General features: G+C 44.2%; 19 protein-coding genes. 6 read left to right on the top strand and 13 right to left on the bottom strand.

Annotation, left to right across the window (positions count from 1 at the left end; genetic code table 11):
• Positions 1-8: 8 nt before the first annotated feature.
• The 5 genes from CVV54_07800 to CVV54_07820 form a co-directional block, all read right to left on the bottom strand.
• Complete coding sequence (locus CVV54_07800; protein PKL04062.1) at positions 9-1,295, bottom strand: HlyC/CorC family transporter; 1,287 nt, start codon at positions 1,293-1,295, stop codon at positions 9-11.
• A gap of 140 nt (positions 1,296-1,435) precedes the next feature.
• The gene (locus CVV54_07805) at positions 1,436-2,986 is read right to left on the bottom strand and encodes a hypothetical protein (GenBank protein PKL04000.1); all 1,551 of its coding nucleotides are present in this window, start codon (positions 2,984-2,986) and stop codon (positions 1,436-1,438) included.
• Positions 2,987-3,218: 232 nt separating this feature from the next.
• Positions 3,219-4,454 carry a [FeFe] hydrogenase H-cluster maturation GTPase HydF gene (gene hydF, locus CVV54_07810; protein PKL04001.1) on the bottom strand — a complete coding sequence of 412 codons (1,236 nt, stop codon included), beginning with the start codon at positions 4,452-4,454 and terminating at the stop codon, positions 3,219-3,221.
• A gap of 4 nt (positions 4,455-4,458) precedes the next feature.
• Positions 4,459-5,316 (bottom strand): ABC transporter substrate-binding protein, encoded by an 858-nt coding sequence (locus CVV54_07815; protein ID PKL04063.1) that lies wholly within the window; start codon positions 5,314-5,316, stop codon positions 4,459-4,461.
• A gap of 166 nt (positions 5,317-5,482) precedes the next feature.
• The gene (locus CVV54_07820; GenBank protein ID PKL04064.1) at positions 5,483-5,740 is read right to left on the bottom strand and encodes a CopG family transcriptional regulator; all 258 of its coding nucleotides are present in this window, start codon (positions 5,738-5,740) and stop codon (positions 5,483-5,485) included.
• Between the two features lie 467 nt (positions 5,741-6,207).
• On the opposite strand from CVV54_07820, the gene CVV54_07825 reads away from it, so the two are divergent.
• The gene (locus CVV54_07825) at positions 6,208-6,537 is read left to right on the top strand and encodes a rubredoxin (protein ID PKL04002.1); all 330 of its coding nucleotides are present in this window, start codon (positions 6,208-6,210) and stop codon (positions 6,535-6,537) included.
• Positions 6,538-6,622: 85 nt separating this feature from the next.
• Here the strand turns inward: CVV54_07825 and CVV54_07830 are convergent, their stop codons facing one another.
• A complete protein-coding gene (locus CVV54_07830; protein PKL04003.1) occupies positions 6,623-7,198 on the bottom strand; it encodes a flavin reductase family protein in 576 nt (191 codons plus the stop codon).
• A 192-nt stretch (positions 7,199-7,390) separates the two neighbouring features.
• Between CVV54_07830 and CVV54_07835 the strand changes: the two genes are divergently transcribed.
• Positions 7,391-8,587 (top strand): cation-efflux pump, encoded by a 1,197-nt coding sequence (locus CVV54_07835; GenBank protein ID PKL04004.1) that lies wholly within the window; start codon positions 7,391-7,393, stop codon positions 8,585-8,587.
• A 93-nt stretch (positions 8,588-8,680) separates the two neighbouring features.
• Here the strand turns inward: CVV54_07835 and CVV54_07840 are convergent, their stop codons facing one another.
• From CVV54_07840 to CVV54_07865, 6 genes are all read right to left on the bottom strand, one after another.
• The gene (locus tag CVV54_07840; protein ID PKL04005.1) at positions 8,681-9,862 is read right to left on the bottom strand and encodes a cystathionine beta-lyase; all 1,182 of its coding nucleotides are present in this window, start codon (positions 9,860-9,862) and stop codon (positions 8,681-8,683) included.
• Between the two features lie 35 nt (positions 9,863-9,897).
• Positions 9,898-10,668 (bottom strand): malonate transporter subunit MadM, encoded by a 771-nt coding sequence (madM, locus tag CVV54_07845; GenBank protein ID PKL04006.1) that lies wholly within the window; start codon positions 10,666-10,668, stop codon positions 9,898-9,900.
• Positions 10,665-11,057 carry a malonate transporter gene (locus CVV54_07850; protein PKL04007.1) on the bottom strand — a complete coding sequence of 131 codons (393 nt, stop codon included), beginning with the start codon at positions 11,055-11,057 and terminating at the stop codon, positions 10,665-10,667. Before CVV54_07850 ends, madM begins: the two co-directional genes overlap by 4 nt.
• Before the next feature lie 178 nt (positions 11,058-11,235).
• On the bottom strand, positions 11,236-12,189 hold the full coding sequence (locus CVV54_07855; GenBank protein ID PKL04008.1) for a glycyl-radical enzyme activating protein: 954 nt from the start codon (positions 12,187-12,189) through the stop codon (positions 11,236-11,238).
• A 2-nt stretch (positions 12,190-12,191) separates the two neighbouring features.
• On the bottom strand, positions 12,192-14,600 hold the full coding sequence (locus CVV54_07860; protein ID PKL04009.1) for a formate C-acetyltransferase/glycerol dehydratase family glycyl radical enzyme: 2,409 nt from the start codon (positions 14,598-14,600) through the stop codon (positions 12,192-12,194).
• A gap of 149 nt (positions 14,601-14,749) precedes the next feature.
• Complete coding sequence (locus CVV54_07865; GenBank protein PKL04010.1) at positions 14,750-15,613, bottom strand: EamA family transporter; 864 nt, start codon at positions 15,611-15,613, stop codon at positions 14,750-14,752.
• A gap of 193 nt (positions 15,614-15,806) precedes the next feature.
• Here CVV54_07865 and CVV54_07870 point away from each other — a divergent pair, with 193 nt between their 5' ends.
• From CVV54_07870 to CVV54_07885, 4 genes are all read left to right on the top strand, one after another.
• Positions 15,807-16,574: a hypothetical protein gene (locus CVV54_07870; protein ID PKL04011.1), complete on the top strand. Its 768-nt coding sequence runs from the start codon at positions 15,807-15,809 to the stop codon at positions 16,572-16,574.
• 332 nt (positions 16,575-16,906) lie between these two features.
• The gene (locus CVV54_07875; GenBank protein ID PKL04012.1) at positions 16,907-17,947 is read left to right on the top strand and encodes a hypothetical protein; all 1,041 of its coding nucleotides are present in this window, start codon (positions 16,907-16,909) and stop codon (positions 17,945-17,947) included.
• An 85-nt stretch (positions 17,948-18,032) separates the two neighbouring features.
• A complete protein-coding gene (locus CVV54_07880; GenBank protein PKL04013.1) occupies positions 18,033-18,566 on the top strand; it encodes a hypothetical protein in 534 nt (177 codons plus the stop codon).
• Positions 18,567-18,568: 2 nt separating this feature from the next.
• The gene (locus CVV54_07885; GenBank protein ID PKL04014.1) at positions 18,569-19,867 is read left to right on the top strand and encodes a TRAP transporter large permease; all 1,299 of its coding nucleotides are present in this window, start codon (positions 18,569-18,571) and stop codon (positions 19,865-19,867) included.
• Between the two features lie 77 nt (positions 19,868-19,944).
• On the opposite strand, the gene CVV54_07890 is transcribed toward CVV54_07885, so the two are convergent.
• Positions 19,945-21,030 (bottom strand): glutaconyl-CoA decarboxylase subunit beta, encoded by a 1,086-nt coding sequence (locus CVV54_07890; protein PKL04065.1) that lies wholly within the window; start codon positions 21,028-21,030, stop codon positions 19,945-19,947.
• Positions 21,031-21,088 lie beyond the last annotated feature (58 nt).

Here is a 21,088-nt window from a genome sequence, read left to right on the forward strand (position 1 = left end):
AATGCTGTCTATTCTGAAATGGGTCCTTCTGTCCGTTCCTTTATGTATTTCATGCGGACTTGGAGTATTCTGTGATTCTGGACCTGGAGCACGTGGATGTCCCACGATCCATATGTCACGAGCTGTCCCTGCGTCGGGAAGTCCCCCGAAAGCTCAAGGACCATCCCTGCCAGCGTGTCAACATCTTCAAAAGCTGTGTCGAAAGGATAGGCAAGCGCATCAGAAAGCTCTTCCAGGTTTACCTGTCCCTGAACCAGATATGTGTTCTCATCCTCTACCTGTATCTCGGGAATTTCAGTATCATATTCGTCCTGTATATCTCCGACTATCTCCTCAATTAGGTCTTCAAGAGTTATAAGACCTGCCATGCCTCCGTATTCATCGATGACTATGGCTATGTGCGTCCTTGATTTTTTCATCGTATCAAGAGCTTCATCGGTCTTCATTGTTTCTGGCACAAAAAGCGGTTTTCTCATGAGTTTCAGGATCGATATGTTTTTTTCGCTGCGTGCCAGGGGACCAAGAAGGTCCTTCGCATAAAGTATTCCTATGACTTGATCAAGGTCTTCCCTGTATACGGGGATCCTTGAATGTCCACTTTCAAGAAAAATATTGACTGCCTCTTCAGCAGTTCTGTCCTGCTCTATCGCATAGACATCCGTCCTCGGCTCCATGACCTCGGAGACCCTTGTTTCCTCAAAGGCTATGACACCATGGATCATCTTGCGTTCATCCTCTTCAAGCGCACCTGCCGCGCTGCTCTCAGAAACGATGTGGTCTATCTCCTGGCGGGAGATCAAAGAGCTGTATGAGACAAGATCCATTCCTGCAATCTTTCCAAACAGTTTCAGAACGGCTCTCAGAGACCACGTTACAGGAGTCATTATCGTGCTGAAAAACTTCAGGAAGGGAAGGGAGAAAAGCAGTACGCCCTCTTTTTTTGCTATGGCAAAATTTTTAGGCAGGATCTCACAGAAAACCACGATCAATACTGTCATTGTGGCCACAGCAAGAGCTGGCCCCAATGCGCCAAAAAGTTTGAGCGCCAGGGTAGTTGCAACGGCGCTTGCGGCAATATTTACCAAATTGTTTCCAATGAGAGTAACGTTTATTGCTTTGGCTGTGTTGTCTACAAGCCAGAGAAAATCCTTTCGGCGATGAGGATATTCATCAGATAGAGCGAGTAATTTACCTTTCCCTGCTGCCGTTATTGACGTCTCGGTTGCGCTGAAATAAATCGAGAGTATCAGCAAAACGACTAGCAGGATGATACTGCCCGATATGTCGGAACTCACCAACAATCTACCTCCTTGATAATTAAAGCGCCTTGTTTTAATAGAATATGCGCTCACACATGCATAGCATAGCACAAACACCCGGAAAAAAGGAGTCGTACAAATATTTGATTATTGGGGCAGCATGGATCTGTCAAGATTTATATCTCTCCGGCACGTTCACCGGTATATGAATTTATAACTTCAATTGCCTGTTCCAGCTCAACATCCACGCCCTCAGATATCTTCAGCGCATTGCTGAGTGTCATTGGTATTCGTATGGATGGCGAAACTCCACCTTTTCCGTTACGGCTGTCTATCTGAACTTTCTTGTCCTTATCCAGAGACTGCCCATAAGGCCAATGCACGACAATATCCCCTGAAATCTTAGCCTCGTCACCCGCCAGTCCGAAAGAACCGTTCGTTCCATAAAATCCCACAGTTTCGCCTTGGAGAAGGTTATTTATTCCCTTTGCCAACCCCTCACCCGAACTCACGCATTTCGAATTGATAAGAGCTACGACCGGTCCGTTGAAGTATGGAGCTGCGGGATCGATGTAGAGCCCTTGATCAGATTGGCTGGTTTTTACGGAAGGATCGGGACGTATCTCCATTTTTCCTGTCACTGTATTGTAAGAATTCTGGTATTCGTAAAGCACTTTTTCGGTATAGAACGATGCCAGCATGTCTGCAACCATTGAATCCAGACCCCCGACATTGTTTCTGATGTCTAAGATAAGGCCCCTGACCTTGGCTTTTTTGAATTCGTTCAGGGCATTCCTGAACAAACCAAGCGTAGAGGGAGCTTCCCCTATTACGTTCAGGTCAAGATCAATTTCTCCCCATACCCTGATGTAGCCAATGCTTCCAATTAGAAATCTTTTTTCGACCATCGACAAAGGAGGATCCTGTGGATCTTCCACGTCCAGGATCAGGTCTCTCAGTCCATCGGAGAGCACGCAGGCGGGATAATTTTTGCGTAAGGATAATCCTTTGTCATCGTAAGAACATAAAGATATTTTTCCTATGCTGCTGTCAATGTTTGAGAATGTTATTGTTGCTGAAGTATTTATCGGAGCCCTGGTAAGATATCGGACCTTCTGATTGACAAGATCTTCATTTGTTGCAGGGTTGGAGCCGAAAAAGACAGGTACTTTATTCAACACCTCCCCGACGGGACGGCCATCCCATTCAAGGATCTCCGCTCCCGGGCGCATCCCCTTTGCATAAGCCTCTCCGGATCCATCCACCCAGTTTGCTATCAGCTTTCCGTTTGATAGTTTTACAGCCGAAAATCCAAACCCGCCTCCTATAAATTTATTATCGATCTCATGGATCGATGTCATGTGCACATGTCCATCGGGAATGCTGTACAGGTATTCTTTCAAGGCCAAATAATAGGATGTGAAATCATTTGATTTTTGTGCATTTTCAATTTTGGGTCTGGTTTTTTTATATAGGTATTTCCAGTCAATTTTTTTCCAATCTGTAAAAGCGTATTCGCATGAAATTTTTTTGTGAAGTTTTTCAAATGATCCGCTCCACGAAAGTTCGCTAAAATCTTCAGTTAGAGGAGCGGCATATACATCATTTTGAGATGTGGTGCTGCCATCAGCAGCCATGCCCGGGCAACAGAGATAAAAAACTGTGAAGAGGAGAACCATGATCGCTCCCCTAAAACAGAATAAAGACGATGCCGTTTTTCTGTCCATTGTATATTCTCCCTGTAAACAATAATCGATAAGCCTGCGGGGGAAACCATTTTTTACCTTCAGAATAAATCTACGCTTAGTTTAAATATTAAACCAAAAATTAACAACTTTTTGCAACGGTTGACCAGCAAATCGATCCGGACACCGAATAACTCTAAAAGCAAAATAGAAAAAGCAACCCTTATTATGGATCAAGTGGCTGCTTTATTCAGCCGGATCATTCAGATGTATCTCAGTTCCCTGCTTTTTTAAATTCGGGAAAAACTTCAGTTACCCTTTCCAGGATCCCGTTGATCTCAGCGATCGCTACGCCGTAGTTAGTTATCGGGACATTCTCTGCGTCAGCTTTGATCATCCTCGACATCAGCTGTTTTCTTGTGAACATGCATCCGCCGCAGTGGAGAATAAGCGAATATTCCTTTAGGTTGGCGGGGAAATCGAGCCCTGTGGAAATATCCACAGTCAGTCCATTCCCAACCCTTTCCCTCAGCCACTTCGGTATCTTTTCTCTTCCTATATCCTCTTCCAGCGGCGCATGGGTACAGGCCTCCGCTACAAGTATCCTGTCACTTTCCTTCAGACAGTTGATGGCCCTTGCTCCTCTTACGAAGGTCGCAAGATCCCCTTTGTTCCTGGCCATAACGATAGAGAATGAAGTCAGGGGAACATCACGGGGGAGCAGCGAATTTACCTGCGGGAATACCTGCGAATCCGTTATGACAAGTGCCGGGGGTTCTTTCAGGGAATCCAGCAGCCGCGCGAACTGATCCAGTGTCGCAGTTAGAGCAAGCCCGCCGTTGTCCAGGATGTCCCTTATAACCTGGACCTGGGGAAGTATAAGCCTTCCCTTAGGTGCCTGGATGTCCTGCGGGGCAACAAGCACAACCGCGTCTCCCCTGTTGAATATATCACCGACAAATGTGGGGCTCTCAAAATCTGTAGGTGCATTTTTTACAATGGCTGAAAGAAGCACAGCTCTGCATTCTCTTTTGTTGACTGAGACGCCCGTAAAAGGTATGCCCAGGCCTGCCTCAAGGGCCAACCTTATAGTTTCGGCCTTATCCGGGCCAACTCTGTCGATCTGGCTGAGTACCCCGATGACGGGTATCTTTTTCTTCCTCAGCTCTTCGAGCCAGCCCCCTTCCAGCGATATATCATCCGCATCTGCTGCAGAGACTATTAGAAGGGCAAGGTCCGTCCTGTCCATCATCTCCATTGTTCTTGAGATACGAAGCCTGCCAAGGTCACCTTCATCATCAAGACCGGCTGTGTCGATCACGGCGACGGGTCCCAGAGGCAGCAGTTCCATGCTCTTTATGACTGGATCGGTGGTCGTCCCCGCATGGTCGGAAACCAAAGCTGTCTGCTGATCCGTTACAAGGTTTATGAGGCTTGACTTGCCCGCGTTGCGCCTTCCGTAAAACCCTATGTGCAGCCTGCTGCCCCTTGGAGTCTCCTGAAGATCCATGCTGTCACCTCAATATGATCGAATTTACGTCTATTTTATTGCGCTGAAGTCCATTCTCCAGCATAAAGTTCTGGGTGCGGATAAGTTCCTGGATATCCGTCTTTCTAACGGAACTGTCGAAATCATACCATGGAGTCATCATCTTAACCCCATCCATGGGAAGCCCCGTCTCTTTCTGTGTCATTTCAGCAGCTTTATCAGGGTTCTTTTTTATCCAGCCCAGAGTCTTCTTGTGTGATTCCATGAACTTCGATACTGCCTTCGGGTAGCTTTTCGCAAATTTTTCTGATGTAGCGATGACTATTGTTGCATCTACAAGCCCTTCTCCATTTTTCAGCATGCGCGATCCTGATGTTAGAGCCTTATAGGCAGCCGGGCCTGCAAGAAGAGCTGCGTCAACACTTCCGGTCGCCAGCGCGTTTGCTCCTGAAGAGAGGTCCATCTGGACGAATTCAACGTCTTTTACGGACATGCCATCTTTATCAAGAGCCGCCGCAAGCAGCTGGTGCAGTATCGTTCCCTTGGGACCTGCCACTTTTTTGCCTCTGAGATCCTTAACACTCTTTATTGCCGGATCTTTCACTATGATCATGAATGCCTTTGGCGCCCTCGAATATATGCCTATGATCCTTACATCAAGTCCTTCTGAGGCTGCAAGGATGGCTGATGTCGAACCGAGGCAGCTTGCTATTCCAATTTCTCCGGCAGCAAGAGCTGCAGTCTGTTTCGGACCCTCTGTTATTTCAGGGAAAGATAGATCAACGCCCTCATACGCTTTTTCGAACGTCATATTATATTTTGCTACGATAGACGGAATATTCAAAGGAGCTTTAACATATGTGATGCCCAGTTTTTCGGGCATATCTGAGGCAAAGGCCCCGGTTACCGCGACTGAAAGTAAAAGCAATGCAGCTAAAAATCTTTTTCTCACAAAAATCTCTCCTTTTGATTAAACGTTACTTAGGGTATTTCACTCTATAATAAGTCAGGCCTTTAATGTACGATGCTATTCGTCCTCATGAAAGGACTCAGGAACTCCGTCCCTTTGACATCACAGCTTTTACAGAGACTGCCTTTATCTTCCCCAACTTACCTGTCAGCGCGCTTATTTCGTCCGGCGTAGCGTCAAGGACCAGCGATATCACACTTAACTCCCGTTCCCTGTAAGGAATGCCCATCCTGCCTATTATTATTCCGCTGTGTTCGTGGAGGACATCGTTGACCTCTCTCACTGAATCAGGATCTTCAACTATTACAGCTGCTACTCCTATACGAGTTTCTTCCATCAGATCTTCACCTGCCTCGTAAAAAATTAAAAAAGAAGCCTTTCGCAAAGCGAAAGGCTTCTGACAGCGTCATGATCAATGACTCTCAGCGACCCTTCCCCCTGCACGGTAAATTTCCCTGCAGACAGACAGTCCGGTTATGGGCATTTCATCCGCCCTGTCGGAGGATCCGGCAAAGAAGAACTTATCATTCCCATAAATTGATATCTAAAAAAGTATAGATGCTTTGTGATAAAAGTGTCAATGTCAACATACTGTTTTGTTCATAGTATTCACTTTTGTCCATATAAATCTAAATCAGTGAAAAGAAGAATTATCTGAAACTTAAGATAATTAAAAGCAAAGCTTTTTCGTGGTATAATTATAATCGTCTTAAATATTTGACAGTTTGTCTTTTCATCGTGGCAGACTAAATCAAATGCATCCTGGAAAAAATTCTTTACTAAAATACACGGGAGGTAGATATTATGTTGTGGAAATGTTCAGTATGCGGTTACATCCATGAAGGACCAGAAGCACCCGAAAAATGCCCCAAATGCGGAGCAGAAAAAGATAAGTTCACGGCCCTCACAGAAGACGAGGCAAAGAAAGTCCTTATGTCAGTCAGAACAAACGACATCCACATGGAGATCGTAAAGCTTGCAAACAAACTCAAAGCGCTTGCGGAAGAGGGCATCGAAATCAACCTCGATCCTCCGTGCGTAGCACTCTTCAAGCAGGCAGTAGAAGAAGCAACAATGATCAAGCAGAGAAGCAAAGCCGAGATCGCAGGCCACGTAAGCAGAGGCAAGTGGTAATATACTTCTGACACAGTCATATCCTAAAAGAGACGGGGGGGCTCCCTTTCGGGAGCCCCTGATTTTTATCAGAAAACATGTTCACCTATATCTTTTCGAGTTTTTCTTTGAGTTCCAGGCCGTCATGCCAGGCTTTTCCAATTTCCTCCCCTATCGACCAGTAACGGTTGTCGGGCATGCTGAGGCAGAAGGGGGAGACCTTTGTTATATCCGGGGCTCCGTTAGTCATATATTTATCTTCAGACCAGACGTTCCTGACCTCTCCGATGAAAAGGGTATCCACCTCGAGCCGGACTGATTCTATCAACCTGCACTCCATTGTGACGGGACACTCGCGTATCATCGGTGCGTTTTTCAGCGATCCGTAAAATATGTCAAAAATTTTTGACTTGTCATATTCCCTTCCGCTTATGAGCCCCATCAGATCTGTCTGTGCGATCAGATCCACTGAAGGTATGTTGATGCTGAACTCTTTGTTTTCAAAAATCCCTTCTGCCGTGAATTTATTACCTATCGCAATACACATCGCATTTGGTGAAGCGTTTACACGGCTGACCCACGCCACTGCCATGAAATTGGGTCTGCCCCCCTTGCATGAACCCACTAGGACCATTGGCATGGGAAGTAAAAACGCATTGTTTCCTATCGATTTTTTTTCCATGTCGCACACCTCCAAATTTCATAAAAAGTAAGTACCATACAGGGATAATGTCAAAGCTTGCGCAGCTTCAGTTTAACATCATTCAGTCAATATCTGAATCAGGAAGTAAAAAATTATCAAGCTTCATTTTTCTTCTTTACTGCTATCATATACAGGATACATATCCCGGCAGTTATTTCGAAGGTGGTCGAATTGTTCGATTTTTTGATCAGACGGTTTATAACAGACAGCCAAAACCACGAAGACCCATCAGTGAGAAAAGGCTATGGGGTTTTCTCCGGCATCATAGGGCTTATCCTTAACATTGTGCTCAGCCTGAGCAAGATCATTGCAGGAACGGTCTTCAACAGCATATCGGTGACTGCGGACGGCATAAACAACATGTCTGACGCAGGATCGTCCATAGTGACCCTCATCGGCTTCAAAATGTCAGGCAAACCCGCAGACAGGGACCACCCTTTCGGACACGCCAGGATAGAGTACCTCACCGGATTTATCCTCGGTATCGCCATATTGTTCGTAGGGGTGGAGCTTATAAGGTCCTCGGCAAATAAGATAATGGACCCCCGCCCTGCAACCTACTCAACGATAATGTTTGTCATACTGGCTCTTTCGATCGCCGTTAAGTTATGGCTGAGCAGGTTATATGCAAGGATAGCGGACATCATTTCCTCTTCGACGATAAAAGCTGCTTCAGTAGATTCAGCGAATGACGTCCTGGCCACTTCGGCAGTCCTCATCGGGGCACTGATATCCAAATTTGCCGGGGTTGAAATAGACGGTTGGATGGGCATAGGAGTCGCACTTTTCGTTCTCTGGTCGGGAATTCAGATACTTAAATCTATACTGGGACCGATACTGGGACAAATGCCCGACCCGGAGCTCGTCGACAGTATAGAAAAAAAGATCCTGTCATACGACGGGATATTAAACATTCATGATCTTGTGATACACAATTACGGCCCCGCGGTATATTTTGCCACCGTGCACGCAGAAGTTCACGCGAACGAAAGCTTCTTAAAATCACATGACATCATAGACTGCATTGAAAGAGACTGCGCCAGAGACCTCAATATCAACCTGGTAATACATATGGATCCGATAATTACCGATGACGAAGAGGTCAACAGACTGAAAAAGATGACCGAAGAGATAGTGACAAATATTGACCAACGCTTCACCATACATGATTTCAGGATAGTGAAAGGCGAAACTCATACCAACCTGATCTTTGACGTTGTAGTACCTGCCGAACTTGATGTCTCAGCGACCAAACTTATCCATAGGATAGAAAAAGCGATAAAAACTGAAGACCCTAATTATTACCCTGTGATAACGATCGACAAAAATTATGTCTCAACCTGCATCAACGGATCTATTGACATATAGATAATGATCAGCAGCCGGCGTTTACGCCGGCTGCTGATCCACCAAATTGATTCCAACCATTAAAGTCTGTTCCCTATATTCCCTAAATTTTGTTCAGCTGATTTCTTTCTTGTCCAGCGCGGCTGCGATCCTCTCCAGGCCTTCCGCAAGTTGTTTTCTTGTAGTTCCAACATTGAGGCGGGCAAATCCGTCACCCTCGGATCCGAAGTCAAGCCCCTTGTTCAGTGCCACCTTTGCCTCTTTCGCGAGGAATTCGGGCAGGGTCTTTCCATCAAAACCATACCCGCGGAAATCTATCCAGAATATGTATGTTCCCTCCGGATGATCCATCTTTGCCTTGGGCATACGTTCTTTTACAAATTTCTCAGCATAGTTCCTGTTGCCCTCCAGATATGCCACCATCTCGTCAGCCCAGTTCGCGCACTTTGTGTAGGCAGCTTCCATTGCAACAAGTCCCATCGCATTGAGCCTTGAAAGGTGGAACCTCACAAGCACCGACTTGTACTGCTCCATCAAAGATGGATCTGGTATTATCGCGACGGATGATGCAAGGCCTGCCAGGTTGAATGTTTTGCTGGGGGCTAAAAATGTTACAGTTCGCTTTTCCATCTTCGGCAGTGTCGCAAGGCATGTATGCCTCGCGTCGCTGAATACTATATCCTGATGTATTTCATCAGAAAGAATCAGCATATCTTTCCCTTCAGCCAGATCCGCAAGTTTTTCAAGTTCATCCTTGGTCCATACACGGGAGACTGGGTTATGAGGGCTACAGAATATTAGCGTACGGCATGTCGGGGTGATAAGCTTTTCCAGACCGTCCAGATCCATTACAAATCTGCCGTTCTCCCGTTTCAGGGGGTTTTTCACAACATGCCTGCCTGCCGTCTCGATAATTTCATAAAATGGGGGGTAGACGGGAGTCTGAAGTATTATTCCGTCGCCGGGTTTCGTATAGGCCTCAATAGCAAAGGCAAGTCCTCCGACAACACCGGGAGCCCAGGTCACAGCACTTTTGTCAAAGCTCCATCCATGACGGACCTTTTCCCAGTTCACTATCGATTCGATCAGGCTCTCCTTTACGACAGGATAGCCGAGGACACCATGCTTCAGTTTCTCCTCTATCGCCTCTATTACCTCCGGAGGTGATCTGAAGTCCATGTCCGCGACCCAATAGGGAAGCAGGTCAGGATCCCCGAAACGCTCTCCCACAAGGTCCCATTTCATCGAACTTGTGTTGCGCCGTTCTATATATTCATCAAAATTATACTTACCCATTAAAAGTCCTCCTTATAAAGAATAATATAACTTATTTAGACGATAGCTGCTACAGCAAAATAAAGCACAGACGGGCAGACAAGGCATCCCAGGCCGGTATAAAAAGTAGCTGTCATGGCGGCGTAAGGTACGAGTGCAGGGTCAATTGCAGCCATCGCTGCGGAAGTTCCGCTGGTCGTACCCAGCAGGCCGCCGAAAATTATAGCCTCTCTCGGTTTATCTATCCTTATGATCTTCGAAACAAGCGGCGTTATCACCATTACAGCTATAGACTTGACCACACCGATCCCGATAGAAAGGGCTATGACGGAAGAATCGACTCCAAGTGCAGCTCCTGTCACAGGTCCTACAACGAACGTTACCGCCCCCGCTCCGATCGTTGTTATATCTTCCGCTGTGGTATAACCGCCAAACCAGGCGAAGATCGCTCCTATCGTAAAGGAAAAAAGGACCCCGAGAACAAGCGAGACAAGACCTGCCAGTCCTGATTTCTTCAGTTCGTTGAAGTCAGCGCCGAAAGCTGTGGCCACGATAGTAAAATCCCTCATCATCGAACCGCCCAGCAACCCTATCCCTGCAAAGATCGGAATATTCGATATGCCTTTGCTCCCTCCAGTTATCCTGCCTCCAACATATGCCATCAAAAGGCCGAAGAGTATGGCTATCGATGATCCGTTGAGCTTTCCCTTCGTCAAATATTTTGAAAGGGCGTAGGAAACAAAGGTCACCAGTCCCACCACAGCGAAGGCGGTAACGAGTGGATTTTTTATCAGCATTTTTTCAGCTATCTCAAAATGTCCAATCATTCCATGCCTTCCTCTCCCTGTTTCGCCTTCGAAGAGGAGATCCTGCTGACAAAAGGTATAAGGCAGAGACTGAGGACCGTCAGGGTGATTCCGCAGAGTATTGCAAGCCATCCGCTCCTTACAGCCTTCACTACATCCTGAGATGCCGACATCGCAATAACGACAGGGATATACATGTTCTGCCAGAACTTCAGTCCGGAGCAAAGACGCTCGTTCCTCAGGCTGTTCTTCACGGTTTCCGAATAGCTGCACAGAAGGAGCAGAAAGAGCATGGCAAATCCGACCCCGCCAACGTTGGCATTAAGGCCCACAAACCTTCCCATAACCTCTCCGACAAAGAGACCTGCAAAATAGCATAAGGAAAGCAGAAGGACTCCATAAATGACCAAATTAAAAACACCCCGAAAAATTCGAATTAATACCTCTCAAAACCAAGCTAACAGCCTGTTTAATTTAATCCATTTCCACCCGCCTGTCCAATGGAAAAACGAACAAAAAAGTGTCGGCAGCTTTTCTCTTTGCCGGCACTCCAATAATATTTCAAAAACGTGACTCTTTATACTGATCCTAATTATTTAGCGGTATTCCGTTTATCCTGACCGGAACACCTGCTATTTCTTGAAACTTTATAGCTTTTCCCTTCATGAATTCAAGGCTCGGTGTCTTGATTTCCTGCAGGGGATATTCAAGCCCCATGTTTTTGTACGTTTCCGTGCCAAGCCTGTGATATGCCAGAAATTCCATAAACTTGATCTTTTTAAGCCCTTTTATAAACTCGGCTGACTTTTTGATCGCATCATCAGAATCATTCAGCCCCGGAATAAGTGGAGTCCTTATCACAAGGTCAAAATCATGGGGAGAGGCGTCTGCGCGTTTGATATTTTCCAATATAACCCTATTGTCGACACCTGTTAATTTCTTATGCTCCTCAGGATCGGCGTGCTTCAGGTCAACATAGAGAAGATTCAGAAGAGGAAGGATGCTCTCAATCTTTTCCCATGAGGAGAAAAAGCTTGTTTCAAGGGCTCTGTTTATTCCCCTTTCCCTGCATCCGATCAATATTTCGCGTACGAATTCAGCCTGATCAAAAGGCTCGCCTCCGCTTATAGTTACCCCTCCGCCTGAATGAAAATAAAAGACTTCGTCTTTTGATATCTCATGAATGACCTGTTTGGAGGTCATGCGCGCCCCGTAACCCTTAAGGGCTGAAGAGGGGCATTTTTTCACACACAACATACATCCGTTACATTTATCCCTTTCAATCGACACCATCTCTTTTTCTTCGTCTATAGAAAGTGCTTTTTGGGGGCAGACAGAGACACATATCCCGCAAAGGATGCATTTTCCCCTGATATAGCCTATTTCAGGGGAGGACTTCTGTGATTCGGGCGTGGAACACCAGAGACATTTAAGAGGACAGCCCTTTAAAAATACGACTGTCCTTAAGCCTTCCCCATCGTGGATCGAAGTTTTCTCGATCCGCAGAACATTTCCCTCAATTGAGGCGGAAGATCTTCCCATTTCTAACCGCACGAAATGCAGGAACCAGATTCAGTCTGTACAGTTCTTGATATTATATCGTCCTGAACATCCTTCCCAAGTTCCACAAAGAAAGCAGTGTATCCAGCTACACGCACCAGAAGATTCTTATATTCCTCCGGGTTTTTCTGTGCTGCGATCAGTTTTTTCTGATCGACAACGTTGAACTGGACATGATAGATACCCAATGTACAAAGGCTTTTCAGCATTGCCATAAGCTGCTGTACACCATTTTCATTGGATATCATCTCAGGATCGAGTTTCATATTGAGGAGCGTTCCCTGAACAAAACGGTCATGCGGCATTTTTGCCACAGATTTAAGCACTGCACTGGGACCGTTGACATCCGTTCCGCCATTTGGGCTCACTCCGTCTGCAAGAGGCTTGCCTGCCTTGCGTCCGGAAGGGAGAGCCCCTACTTCAACGCCAAAAGGGGTGTTTCCTGAGACAGGAAGTATACCCGGAGTCATAACTCCAAACTTGCTTCTGTAGCTCTCTATCTCGTTTGCAATATATGTAAAGAGTTCTGCCGCAAAGTCATCTGCACGGGGATCGTCGTTCCCGAATTTCGGAGCTTCCTTACATGCTTTCAGCACATCCCCGCAGCCCTCAAAATCGCATGCAAGAGCATCAAGAAGCCTCGACATGGACACCTGTTTTGTATCGTAAACAACATGCTTAATGGCTGCAACGCTGTTGATAAAATCTGCCACACCTATGCAGATTATTCCGTTTCCTGCGTTGTATTTTGCACCGCCCCAGGCGTAGTCTTTCGCATTGTCAATACACTCTTCAAAGCTCAATGAGAGAGCAGGGACCGGCCTATTCATGCAAATTTCGTCGATAATGTGGCTTGCCTTTACCACGACCCTGATCACAAAATGCAGCTGATCTTTAAGAGCTTTCATAAATTCTTCAAAGGTCTTAAAGTCACGCGGATCACCTGTCTGAGCACCTGCGAGTTTGCCGCTCTTCCTGCACTTACCGTTCAAAAGTGTAAACTCGACTACACTTCCAAGATTAATGTCAGCAAGGGCAGAATATCCACGCAGCTTCCCGGCCAGGTTTGTTTCTACACACCCGCCCGGATTCCAGTCAAGGGCTTCCCTTAGAGGGATCCCTTTGTTCATGAGCATGCGGATGCCGACTTCGTCATTGTGAAATGCGGGGAACCCTGTACCAAGACTGATGAGTTCCACGATCTTCCTAAGGAAGGAGTTTGGATTCTTCGCCATATTGTAACGCACGGAGAGCGAAGGCTGGTATAGCTGGGTGTCCATAGTGGCCTGAATGATCATGTACGAGAGATCATTGACCGCATCCTGTCCGTTTGTGTCTATACCACCGGCACAAAGGTTCTGGAACATCGGATATCCTGAAGCATATTCTGCAGATTTCGCGTCCTGGAAAAGGCAGGGCTCAGAGAACTTCACCCACAGACAGTCAAACAATTCCTGTGCTTCTTCCTGCGTTATCCTGCCCGCTTCCAAATCTGACTTATAGAAGGGATAGAGATACTGATCCATACGTCCCGGGTTATATGCGGCCGCATTCTGCTCCATGAAAATGCATATCTGGTAGAAGTAGAAAGACTGCATAGCCTCCCTGAAGGTCCTTGCCGGTCTGGCAGGTACCCAGCGGCATGTTTCAGCAATAGTTTCAAGTTCCTTTTTGCGTTTGGGGTCCTTTTCAACAGCCGCAAGATGATCGGCCTCTGTTGCATAGCGCTCAGCGAGGATGACAATGCCCTCTGCAGTTATAAGAAGAGCGTCCAGGTATACTTCTTTTTCGTAATCGCCGGGAACAGTAGGGTCAAGTGGGGCCTTGCGTTTCTTTATTTTATCGACGATCTTGTCAACACCGTTGTTTATAAACCATGAGTACCCTGCTGTGACTTCTCCCCAGCCTCTAACAGCCTTTTTATCGATATAAAGGGCTCCGTTATCACGAAGTGCCGCAACATCTGAAGGGATCCTTGCAAGCCATTCCTCATAGTTGGAACGGCCCTTCCAGTAAGGACGTATAAGTTCCTTGAAGGCCTCTTTGTCTTCAGGAAGGAGGTGGAACTTGTCATATTCCCTGGTGTTTATCGTTTCAAGTTCCCTGTCGAGGACAGACCAGCAGACATCTGCAGAGAGTATTCCACCCCTTATTTTGCTGCCTGAATTCCCTATGATCAGTTCATCGTCCCATATTTTTACTGTCTTTTCCCTGCACTGCTTTAGAAAAGCTTTCGCTTTCCTAGTTACAAGAGCTTCTCCCTGAGTCTCGAGAAAACTCTCGGTAAGGAGCTTCGCATCCTCAAGGTCGATCTCAGGATATGTCTCAAATACTTTTTCTTTGAGCCTGTTGACTCTTTCCATGTATTTCGGCTGCTCTTTTAGGTTTTCCATTATTGCCCTCCTGAATAGTCTCAACTAGAAATTTAGCAAACCTCGAATTTAACTTGTTGGCACTACCAGAGGCAGTACCAGTTTACGTAAAAAATTATAGCTCAATAAATCTTTCTGTCAATATATAATTTTTATAATTATTATCAATTTTAGGATTCCTGTCGTGATGACATAAGGGTAGAAGCCAGTGCGGTAGAAAGGATAATTAAACCTCCCAATGCTTCTCTGATTGACGGAATTTCATTCAATATTATTACCGCAAAAATAATACCGTAAAATGATTCAAGACCCGCAATTACTCCGGCAGTTTGTGCTCTGACATCTTTCATTCCCCCAATAAACAAGGAATGAGCCAGTCCGGTAAAAACAACGCCTAACAAGACGATCAAACCCCAATCCAAGGTTGTCATTAAAGGTTTGTAGAATAACAATATAGGTAATAGAACTATGCTTGCCGTTGCCTGTTCGTAAAATGTTATTACACTGCCAGAATAATTTGCAGCTAACTTTCTGTTCAATAGCGACATTATTGAAAAAGTAAGACATGCAAACATCCCCCAAAGAACACCTACCGTAAGATCATTGTTCAGGTCAAACTCGGGAACGATCAAAATTACTCCAATAAACATTACAAAGGCAAAAATTATGTCAATTTTTTTTAACTTTTCGCTAAACATTAGTGGCTCAATAAAAGTGACAAAAATTGGATAGGAAGAAAATGTTAAAAGAGCAATGGCAACTGTCGAAACTTGCACCGACTTGAAAAATGAGGTCCAGTGTACAGCAAGCAAAACGCCCATTGCAATAACAACTATGTAGTCTTGCAGAGAGGCCAATTTAATAGATGTTCCACTTAGCAAGAGGTAAATCCCTATTGAAATACTTGCAAAAAATACTCTTCCAAGAACTATATACTGCGGAGGCATGTTTAAAAATTTGCCGAAAAGTCCAGTAATTCCAAATAACAAAACAGCTATGTGTATTTTTAGCAGACTTTTTATGTGCTTTTCCATTAACGATCTCCAAGTGTCCCCATTCAATATTTCAGATTCTAAAAGGGAAGTGATATAATTTTTTGGTATTGCCATAGGTACTACCAATGCTGACAATTATACGCTCGATTATAATGATGTCAATCAGGTAATTTTTTGTTAAAGTAGGCTGTATAATTTAACAGATATTTCAATACATTAGGAGAGTTCATAAATGGATAATTTACTCTTGCCCAAAGATAGTACAGTTAGCAAAAAACAACTAGTCCAGAATAAGCTAGTACAGTTAATTAAAGAAAACAAATTTTCAGAAGGTGATAAACTACCCTCCGAAAGAGACTTAGCAAGATTACTCAATGTCAGCAGAAATGTATTACGTGAAGCGATCATTACACTTGCTGGATTTGGAGCAATCGAGGTAAGGGAGCGTCAGGGGATTTTTGTAAAAAAACAAGATGATTTCGGTATTACTGATAACCTACAAAACCTGCAGGCATTACCATCAGAGCTGGTTACTTATCAAATGGAGGCAAGGATCATAATATCAGTACCGGCTGCTCGGATGGCAGCTGAAAGACGGACAGAAGAAGATTTGAAAAAACTATGGGAATGTTATGAAAACTTCATTAACTGCCCATACCAAACTAAAGAGGAACAAATGCAAAACAGCAGATGGGAAGCGCTTCTGCATTATCTTGTAGTAGAGGCAGCTCATAATCCAGTCATCTCACGTATTAACGAGAGCATCAACTCTTTTGTTGAAAGAAACAACATACTTGTGCATCCTGATTTGATAAGTAAAACAGGATGGATGGAACATATCCGGGAGCAACACAAAAGAATAATAACTGCGATTGAGGTCAAGGACCCTATTCTCGCTGGTGACATTCTAAAAAAACACATGCTTGAGTCCATTTTCTTAATGGAAAAGAGTTACCCTCATATCACTTCCAGATTTTCCCACCCTTACTGGGCACTTTAAAAATCAATTTTCATTTTGCACTTGATAATAGCGCCGGAACAGGCATTTATCTGTCCCGGCCTGTGTTTTTTATTTCAATGCGGCAATAAAAAACCTCTAGACAAAATCAAACAATGTCTTTATACTAATACCCACTTTATGGTTGGTCCATGGTAGTGCCAATAAATTGCTTGTTTATTATTTTATATTCCAGACTAGTTGGCTTGAATTAAATTTTTATAATATCTGCACAAGCCACTACATTGAAAGGAGTGAATAATTTAATCGGTCACTTTAATCGTTTATTATCACAACCCGTTTAACACCAAATAAAGTGAGGAGAGGATCACATAATGAGAACTGTCAATTCAAAAACCAGAAACTATATTATCGCAGCACTTTTGCTTGTATTCATTGTTTGTGTACCATCAATCGCAAGTGCCAGACCTCTAAGAATGTACGCGCCTGACCCTGAAGACAGCTTTAAGACTCAGGGCTTGATTGACGCAACAAAAGAGATCAAAAAACTTACCAATGGCAAAGTGGATATCAAAGTTTACCCTGGCGGTCAGCTTGGTGGTTACGAAGAATCAGTTGAAGAAGTGAGACAGGGTACCATTGAGTTATCAGCGACATGGCTTACAAAACGTTGGGACCCAAGGCTGGACTTGCTCAACCTTCCCTACTATGCTCCCCTTGGATACAAGCAGCTGGCAAAAGTAGCTTTTTCTGCAAACTCACCTCTGCCTAAAAAAATTGATTCGATTCTCAATGAACTAGGTCTTGTCAGTCTTGGTCCATGGCCGGAATCATACGCAACCCTTATTTTTGCAAAAGGAAAGCGCCCTGAAAAGTTCACAGGATTTGAGAACAAGAAAAGAAGTATAAGAGTACCTGCAATGCCTCTCTACAGAGACACCTATGTAGCAATGGGCTACCAGACAGTAACTATGGATGTATCTGAACTTTGGAGTGCCATGCAGACAGGACAGGTTGACGGAGCATCAGGCCAGCCTCTCGAAAACGTATATCTGCTGGGGAAAGATATTGTTAAGCACGTGGATGCGAATAGAAGTGTTTGCCCTCCCATGTGGCTAATGATCAACAAAGATATTTGGAAATCATTCTCTAAGGAAGAACAGAAAATAGTCCGCGATACATTTAACAAACACTCGCTTAAAACCCTTCAGATAATGGATCAGAAAGATAAGGAATATGCACAGCTGCTCAAAAAAGCGGGGATTGAAGTTGCCGAATACCCCGACCAGCACTTTGTTGAGTTTGGCGCTCATATTAGAAAAGTAGTATGGCCAAAGTATTACAATGTATTTGGTAAAGACTTTCTTAAAAATCTGGACAAGATGGTCGTAGAAACGAGCAAATCAACAAAATAACAACTAATAAAAACACAACCAATCTATCTCTGTCTGCCTGAGCGCTATTTGCTCAGGCAGACACTTAGGCGAGAGGAGCATAACCGTGAATGGACTTTCAAATATGATCACTTCAATAATGAAATCAAAATTATGGTCGTTATTGATATGGATACAACGAGTAATTATGCTTTGGACATCAATTATAATGCTTTCAATATTGGGCACAGTTATTTTTGCTAGATATGTTTTGCATGCAGATGTATTTGGTTACGATGAAATAGTCCTGATAGATTCCTTTTGGATGTATTTCATCGGCGCGTCTTACGCAATGTACGATGGCACACACGTCAAAGCAGACATACTTGCCAGGTTGTTCAGCACACACATTCAGGCGCTTATGAAAGTGGCCGCCGGAATATTCCAGACAGGAATAAACATAATTTTCAATGTATTCGCTCTGAACATGATCCTTAGATCCATAGAAACCCAAGCCGTAACTTCATCATGGAGCATACCTTTCCTCTTCCCTCAAATGTCAATTTTAATAGGTTTCACATTAATGAGTTTCTATCTTCTTGTGTACACTCTAAGAGATATTGATTCATACCTGAGAATTATTGGGAAAGGAAGTAAGTGATTATGACATCTGTCCTTATAGCAGTAGGAATTATAATATTCGGGCTTTTGCTCGGAGTATATATCCAGTACGCTTTCCTCGGCGCAACGCTTTATTTATTGGTATCTTTGGGATACAAGAGCAGTTTTCTTCTGACCTATGGATATGGCATCCTCAACTCTCTTGTGTTGATTTGTGTACCCCTTTTCATTGCAGTTGGGCTCTTGATGAATAAAAGCGGAATAGGAAAGTGTCTCGTTGAGTTTGTTGATATCTTTGTAGGGAAAGTAAAATGCGGGCTTGCAGTTGTTGCTGTAGTCGCATCCGGGGCTTTTGGATCCATAGCAGGAAGCAGTCTTGCAACTCTTTCCTGCATTGGTTCAATAATGAAACCTCGCTTTGATGAAGCCGGATATGACAAGGGTTTCACAGCGGCCCTTATTACATGTGCAGCTCCTCTTGGACTCTTGATACCACCAAGTGCTCACATGATTCTTTATTCATGGTCTGGAAGGCAATCTCTTCTGGCATGCTTCCTTGCGACCGTGGGACCTGGGATCATGCTTATGTTTTTACTTTCATTAACAAGTTATTTTATATTAAGGAATAACCCAAACATAAAGACAAGAGACCCAATGAGTTGGGAAGAATTCATCAAAATGTCACAAAAACGAACTGTATCTGCAGTTCCCGCCCTACTAATGCCAATAATGGTACTTGGAGGAATATACGGTGGGTATTTCACTCCCACGGAAGCTGCAGCTGTTGCAGTTATCTACTCTATCCCTGTAGGTTTTTTTGTTTATAAAAAACTTACTATAAAAGACTTAGTGGAAACACTTATTGAAACTGCGTCGCAAACTGGCGTTATTATGGTCATGATCTTCTGTATTATGATGTTAAGCAGAATATATATAATGGAAGATCTTCCAGGAATGATCACAGATATTATCAAAAATTTCTCTACCAACAAGAATGTTATTCTGTTGGGTACAAACATTATTCTTCTTGTTATTGGCATGATAATGGACGACACAAGTGCCATACTTCTCTGTTCTCCAATATTTATACCAATATTACAAGAGTTCGGTGTTGACCCAATTCATTTTGCTGCAATTATCGGAGTAAACATTGGAATAGGTCTTCTCTCTCCTCCAACGGCACCATGCCTCTATTTCGGTTCAGGAGTTCTGAAAACTGATGTAATTGACATGCTACCAACGACCTTAAAATTTATCCTATTTGCATGGATGCCGACACTTATTGCTGTGACATACTACCCTCCACTCGCTCTATGGCTGCCTAATTTTATATTGGGATAAAGGTATAGCAAGAGCAAATAACACAAACACGAACTGCCGAGTATTACTCGGCAGTTCGTGTTTACTAGGTATATTTTTTATCCTCCCAAATATGCCAAAAGTACCCCGCCTGCTAGAACTGATCCTATCTGACCTGCAACATTCGCTCCTACAGCATGCATGAGGAGAAAATTTGAAGGGTCTGCTTTTTGACCCATTTTCTGTATAGTTCTGGCAGACATTGGAAAAGCTGAAATACCTGCTGCACCAATCATTGGATTTATTTTTTTACCTTCAGGCAAAAAAATATTTACTAACTTTGCCGTAAAAACTCCTCCAACTGTATCAAGAACAAACGCGACCAGTCCCATTACAATAATTGCAAGGGTGCTGACATTAACAAATTTTTCAGCGGTCATCGTTGCCGAGATCGAAAAGCCAAGGAGTATAGTTACAATATTTGCCAACTCGTTTTGAGCTGCCTGAGACAGCCTTTCAGTGACTCCACTCACACGAAGAAGATTCCCGAACATCAAAAAGCCAAGTAAGGAAATTGACGCCGGAGCAATCAGTCCGCCAATTATGGTTACAGCAATGGGAAACAATATTAGACCTCTTTTGGTTACAACTTTAAAAGAGGGAGGCATCTTGGTCATTCGTTCTTTTTTTGTTGTGATGGCCATTATTACAGGAGGCTGTATAAGAGGGACCAATGCCATATATGTATATGCAGCCACAGATATTGGACCAAGAAGATGGGGGGCGAAACGCGATGAAACATAGATCGATGTAGGGCCGTCTGCAGCCCCTATGATACCTATCGATGCAGCTTCGAAAACGTCGAATCCCAGTATCATCGCCAGCCCCATTGTCAGGAATATTCCCATCTGGGCAGTAAGGCCAAACAAAAAGACCTTGGGATTAGAGATAAGAGGAGCAAAATCACACATAGCCCCAACTGCAATAAATATCAACAATGGAAATATCTCCGTAGAGATACCCAGCCTGAACAACATTGAAAGTCCGCCTTCTACTACTTCCGCTCCTACCATCTGGTCGATCGCAGAAGAAAGGGGAAGGTTTGCCAAAATAGTACCGAATCCCATTGGGAGCAACAGACACGGTTCGAAATCTTTTTTTATAGCGAGATACATTAAGAGCATACCTATAAAGATCATTAGCATGCTTTCCCAAGTAACTGCGTTGATTATTTTAACTATCAGATCCAAGAAATTACACCTC

Source organism: Synergistetes bacterium HGW-Synergistetes-1 (genome assembly GCA_002839185.1).
Classification (GTDB): domain Bacteria; phylum Synergistota; class Synergistia; order Synergistales; family Synergistaceae; genus Caenicola.

What these genes read in the sequence shown, in the direction of transcription:
- CVV54_07805 (PKL04000.1), bottom strand. Translation starts at nt 2,986, where the DNA reads ATGGACAGAAAAACGGCATCGTCTTTATTCTGTTTTAGGGGAGCGATC.
- hydF (PKL04001.1), bottom strand. Translation starts at nt 4,454, where the DNA reads ATGGATCTTCAGGAGACTCCAAGGGGCAGCAGGCTGCACATAGGGTTT.
- CVV54_07815 (PKL04063.1), bottom strand. Translation starts at nt 5,316, where the DNA reads ATGCCCGAAAAACTGGGCATCACATATGTTAAAGCTCCTTTGAATATT.
- CVV54_07820 (PKL04064.1), bottom strand. Translation starts at nt 5,740, where the DNA reads ATGGAAGAAACTCGTATAGGAGTAGCAGCTGTAATAGTTGAAGATCCT.
- CVV54_07825 (PKL04002.1), top strand. Translation starts at nt 6,208, where the DNA reads ATGTTGTGGAAATGTTCAGTATGCGGTTACATCCATGAAGGACCAGAA.
- CVV54_07830 (PKL04003.1), bottom strand. Translation starts at nt 7,198, where the DNA reads ATGGAAAAAAAATCGATAGGAAACAATGCGTTTTTACTTCCCATGCCA.
- CVV54_07840 (PKL04005.1), bottom strand. Translation starts at nt 9,862, where the DNA reads ATGGGTAAGTATAATTTTGATGAATATATAGAACGGCGCAACACAAGT.
- madM (PKL04006.1), bottom strand. Translation starts at nt 10,668, where the DNA reads ATGATTGGACATTTTGAGATAGCTGAAAAAATGCTGATAAAAAATCCA.
- CVV54_07855 (PKL04008.1), bottom strand. Translation starts at nt 12,189, where the DNA reads ATGGGAAGATCTTCCGCCTCAATTGAGGGAAATGTTCTGCGGATCGAG.
- CVV54_07860 (PKL04009.1), bottom strand. Translation starts at nt 14,600, where the DNA reads ATGGAAAACCTAAAAGAGCAGCCGAAATACATGGAAAGAGTCAACAGG.
- CVV54_07865 (PKL04010.1), bottom strand. Translation starts at nt 15,613, where the DNA reads ATGGAAAAGCACATAAAAAGTCTGCTAAAAATACACATAGCTGTTTTG.
- CVV54_07870 (PKL04011.1), top strand. Translation starts at nt 15,807, where the DNA reads ATGGATAATTTACTCTTGCCCAAAGATAGTACAGTTAGCAAAAAACAA.
- CVV54_07875 (PKL04012.1), top strand. Translation starts at nt 16,907, where the DNA reads ATGAGAACTGTCAATTCAAAAACCAGAAACTATATTATCGCAGCACTT.
- CVV54_07885 (PKL04014.1), top strand. Translation starts at nt 18,569, where the DNA reads ATGACATCTGTCCTTATAGCAGTAGGAATTATAATATTCGGGCTTTTG.
- CVV54_07890 (PKL04065.1), bottom strand. Translation starts at nt 21,030, where the DNA reads ATGCTAATGATCTTTATAGGTATGCTCTTAATGTATCTCGCTATAAAA.